This is a genomic window from Bordetella petrii, from assembly GCF_020991325.1.
Lineage (GTDB): Bacteria > Pseudomonadota > Gammaproteobacteria > Burkholderiales > Burkholderiaceae_B > Bordetella_A > Bordetella_A petrii_E.
Window position 1 is genome coordinate 1 of record NZ_JAJMLX010000370.1, and the last position, 3,615, is coordinate 3,615.

Annotated in this window: 3 protein-coding genes and 1 pseudogene; all 4 read right to left on the reverse strand. The window is 66.7% G+C overall.

What is annotated here, in order from left to right; genetic code table 11:
* Positions 1-308 precede the first annotated feature (308 nt).
* A complete protein-coding gene (gene rfaD / locus LPZ50_RS23040; protein ID WP_230665160.1) occupies positions 309-1,301 on the reverse strand; it encodes an ADP-glyceromanno-heptose 6-epimerase in 993 nt (330 codons plus the stop codon).
* Entirely contained in the window at positions 1,298-2,239 is a 942-nt protein-coding gene (rfaE1, locus tag LPZ50_RS23045) for a D-glycero-beta-D-manno-heptose-7-phosphate kinase (RefSeq protein WP_230665162.1), read from the reverse strand. The genes rfaD and rfaE1 overlap by 4 nt, the downstream gene beginning before the upstream one ends.
* Positions 2,236-3,468 (reverse strand): lipopolysaccharide assembly protein LapB, encoded by a 1,233-nt coding sequence (gene lapB / locus LPZ50_RS23050; RefSeq protein ID WP_230665164.1) that lies wholly within the window; start codon positions 3,466-3,468, stop codon positions 2,236-2,238. The genes rfaE1 and lapB overlap by 4 nt, the downstream gene beginning before the upstream one ends.
* A 39-nt stretch (positions 3,469-3,507) precedes the next feature.
* A pseudogene (locus LPZ50_RS23055) lies at positions 3,508-3,615 on the reverse strand (DUF1049 domain-containing protein); the annotation flags it as partial.

Here is a 3,615-nt window from a genome sequence, read left to right on the forward strand (position 1 = left end):
CGGCCATGGCCAGGCAGCCCACGGCGCGCGCCAACTTTCCGCCGCCGCGTCCTCCCGGCCGGCCGGGAGCATGGCGGCCCACCAGGGGCCATTGCGGCGGATGGCGGACAAGGGCAGTGGGCGAGCCTGTCAAAGGCTGTGCCACCGGATTGTGCAAAAAAGGATTCATGGCTGGGCTCCGTACAAGACAGCGGATCGGATGATCCGCCCTGCCCGCCATGATGCGGCGGCCGGCCTGGCAAGGCCGGCGCCTGTGAACGAAAAAATCAGCCGTGGGAAATGCCTACAGCGTGGCCCTGGGCACGCCGTCAGGCCTTCAGCGCGCGCCAGTAACGCACGTATTCGGCGACGCCGGTTTGCACATCGCGCATGGGCGCCGCGAACCCCGCCGCGCGCAACTGGGTGACGTCGGCCTGCGTGTAGCTTTGGTAACGGCCCTTCAGGTCATCGGGGAACGGGATATAGCGCAGCAAGCCCTGTTCGACCAGCTTTTCCAGGGGCAGCGCCGCATCGCCGGTTTCGGCACGCAGGGTGTTCACCACCGCGGCCGCCACATCGTTGAAGGGCTGGGCGCGGCCCGTGCCGCAATTGAAGATGCCGGACGTCTCGGGGTGGTCCAGGAAGTGCAGGTTCACTGCCACCACATCGTCCACGGAGATGAAGTCTCGGCTTTGGCCGCCGTCGGCATACCCGTCCCAGCCGGCGAACAGGCGTACATGCCCTTCCGCCAGGAACTGGTTCATGTTGTGGAACGCCACCGATGCCATGCGCCCTTTGTGCTGCTCGTGCGGACCATAAACGTTGAAATACCGCAGGCCCACCACCTGGGCCGTCAGGGTCTTCATGCGGGTGCGCAATACCTGGTCGAACAACAGCTTGGAGTAGCCGTAGACGTTCAGCGGCCGCTCGTTGGCAGGATCTTCGACATACACCGACGACCCGCCATACACCGCGGCCGACGAGGCGTACAGGAACGGGATGCGCTGCGTCTGGCAATACTCGAACAATTCCAGGGTGACCCGGTAATTGTTGTCCAGCATGTAGCGGCCGTTGCGCTCGGTAGTGTCCGAACACGCGCCCTGGTGCAGCATGGCGCGCACCGGCGGCAGTGCGCCCGCCTGCACGCGGCGGCGAAACTCGTCTTTGTCCAGGTAGTCGGCGATCTGGCAGTCGACCAGATTCAGGAATTTGTCACCCTCGGTAAGGTCGTCGACCGCGATGATGTCTTTGATGCCGCGCCGGTTCAGGCCGCGCACCAGATTGCTGCCGATAAAGCCGGCTGCGCCTGTGACGACTATCATGTGGATTCTCCTGCAAGTTCTGCGGCGGTGACGATCGAGGTGCCCAGCTTGCCCACGACGATGCCGCCTGCGCGGTTCGCCCAGGCCATGGATTCGACCCACGTCTGCCCGATGCCGCGCATGGCGGCCAGGGTGGCCAGCACCGTGTCGCCGGCGCCCGACACATCGAACACTTCATGCGCCTGGGCGTCGACGTGCTCGCGCCCGTCCGCGGTGAATAATGTCATGCCCTGCTCGGAACGCGTCACCAGCAAGGCCTCGAGGTCCAGATCGGCACGCAGGCGCTGGGCGCGCTCGGTGAGCTGCGATTCAGAATTCCAGCGCCCCACCGCCTGCTGCATTTCGGACCGGTTGGGGGTTACCAGCGTGGCGCCGCGATAGCGCGTGTAGTCATCGCCCTTGGGATCCACCAGTACCGGCACGCCGGCGGCGCGGGCCTGCCCGATCAGGGATTCGACCCGGTCAAGCGCCCCCTTGGCGTAGTCGGACAGCACCACGACATCGTGCTGCGCCAGGTGGCGCGCCACCCGCGCGTCCAGGTCGTCGAGCGTGGACAGGGCCGGATGCTGTTCGAAGTCGACACGCAGCAACTGTTGCTGGCGGCCCAGCACGCGCATCTTGAGCGTGGTGGGATGTTCGGTGTCGGCCACCAGGTCGGCCTGTACGCCGGCCTGGCCGGCCAGGCGCCCGATGGCTTCGCCGGCTTCGTCGGCGCCCACGATGCCCACCAGGGTGGCCTGCCCCCCCAGGGCGGCGACGTTGCGCGCCACGTTGGCCGCACCTCCCAGGCGGTCTTCGCGACGCGCCACGCGCACCACCGGCACGGGGGCTTCAGGTGAAATGCGGTCGACCTCGCCGAACCAATAGCGGTCCAGCATGACGTCGCCCACCACCAGGACGCGGCTGCGTGCGATGGCCTCGGCGGGAAAGGGGTTCATTCGAGTTCTTCCAGACGGCGAGGTGCGTACGTTTCCCAGGAATTGCAGCCCGGGCATTGCCAGTAAAACCGCCGCGCCTGAAATCCGCAACTGCGGCAGGCATAGCGGTCCAGGCGCTGGGTATGTTTATGGATGAGACTGCGCAGCAGGCTGAGGTCGGCGCCGCGCACCGGGCCCTGGTCGTGGTGGCCGCCCTTGTCGCCGCCCAGTTCGGCCTCCAGCAGGCGGTCCAGGCCCAATAGCGAGGGGTGATGGCGCAGCGCGCCGCGCGCGAACGCCCAGGCGGGCGCCGCGCCCTGCTGCACGCGCAGCTCGCGGAACACCACATTGAACAGATCCAGCGAAGCGTGGCGGGCGTACTGCTTTTGCAGCAAGTCCAGGCCCTCGGCGGCCTGCCCGGCGGCGCGGTAATTGGCCAGCAGTTGTTCGGCCACCAGGCCGGCGAACTCGGGCGCATCGGCCAGGATGGATTCCAGGTACATGCGCTCGCGCTTGGGGTCTTGTTCCAGCATGGCCAGCCGGGCGCGCAGCATGGCGGTGCGCACCTTGGCCGGCTTGCCAGCGGCCTCGCCCAGCCCGGCTTGCCCGGCATGCCTGGCGGCATGGTCGGCCGCATCCAGCGCGGCATGCGCGGCATCGGCGTTGAAAGGCTTGGCAGCCAAGGCGGTCTGGGCCTGTTCGCAGTAGTAGTGCACGATCTGCGGCACGGGCTCATCGACCAGGCCATGCAGGGTCTTGACGGCTTCGATGGCGCGCGGCCAGTCGTGCTCGGATTCGTAGATGCGTATCAGCGAACGCAGGGCCGGCAAGGCATAGCGGGTGTCTTTCAGTTGCTCGAAGGCGCTTTCGGCGCGGTCGAGCATGCCGGCCTTGAGGAAATCATGGGCAAGCTCGTGCTGGGCATGTTCGCGCTCGGCCACCGGCAGGTCGGACCGGTTCAGCAGGCTTTGGTGCACGCGGATGGCGCGCTCCATTTCGCCGCGCCGGCGGAACAGGCTGCCCAGCGCGAAGTGCAATTCGGTAGTTTCGGGATCGAGCTTGGCGACTTCGACAAAAGCGTCTATGGCGCGATCGGGCTGTTCATTCAGCAGGAAATTCAGGCCGCGGAAATACGAATCAGGCAAGGTGCGCGTTTCGCGCAGCATCTGCCGGAAGTCGAAGCGTGCCGCCAGCCAGCCCAGTGCGAACAGCACCGGCACGAAAATAAGCCACCAAGGTTCAAAATCCACGCTGCGAGCTCTGTAGCAGTAAGAAAACGATGGCGCCGCTTACAGCGGCGACATCGGGGCGATGGCCTCGGGCACCACCGGGGGGGCCTTGCCGTCTACGGCGGCCTGCAGGCGCTCGACCTCGCGGCGCAGGCGCACGGCCTCGCG

Excerpts from the sequence above, each read along its gene's own strand:
- rfaE1 (WP_230665162.1), bottom strand. The coding sequence starts at position 2,239 with ATGAACCCCTTTCCCGCCGAGGCCATCGCACGCAGCCGCGTCCTGGTG.
- rfaD (WP_230665160.1), bottom strand. The coding sequence starts at position 1,301 with ATGATAGTCGTCACAGGCGCAGCCGGCTTTATCGGCAGCAATCTGGTG.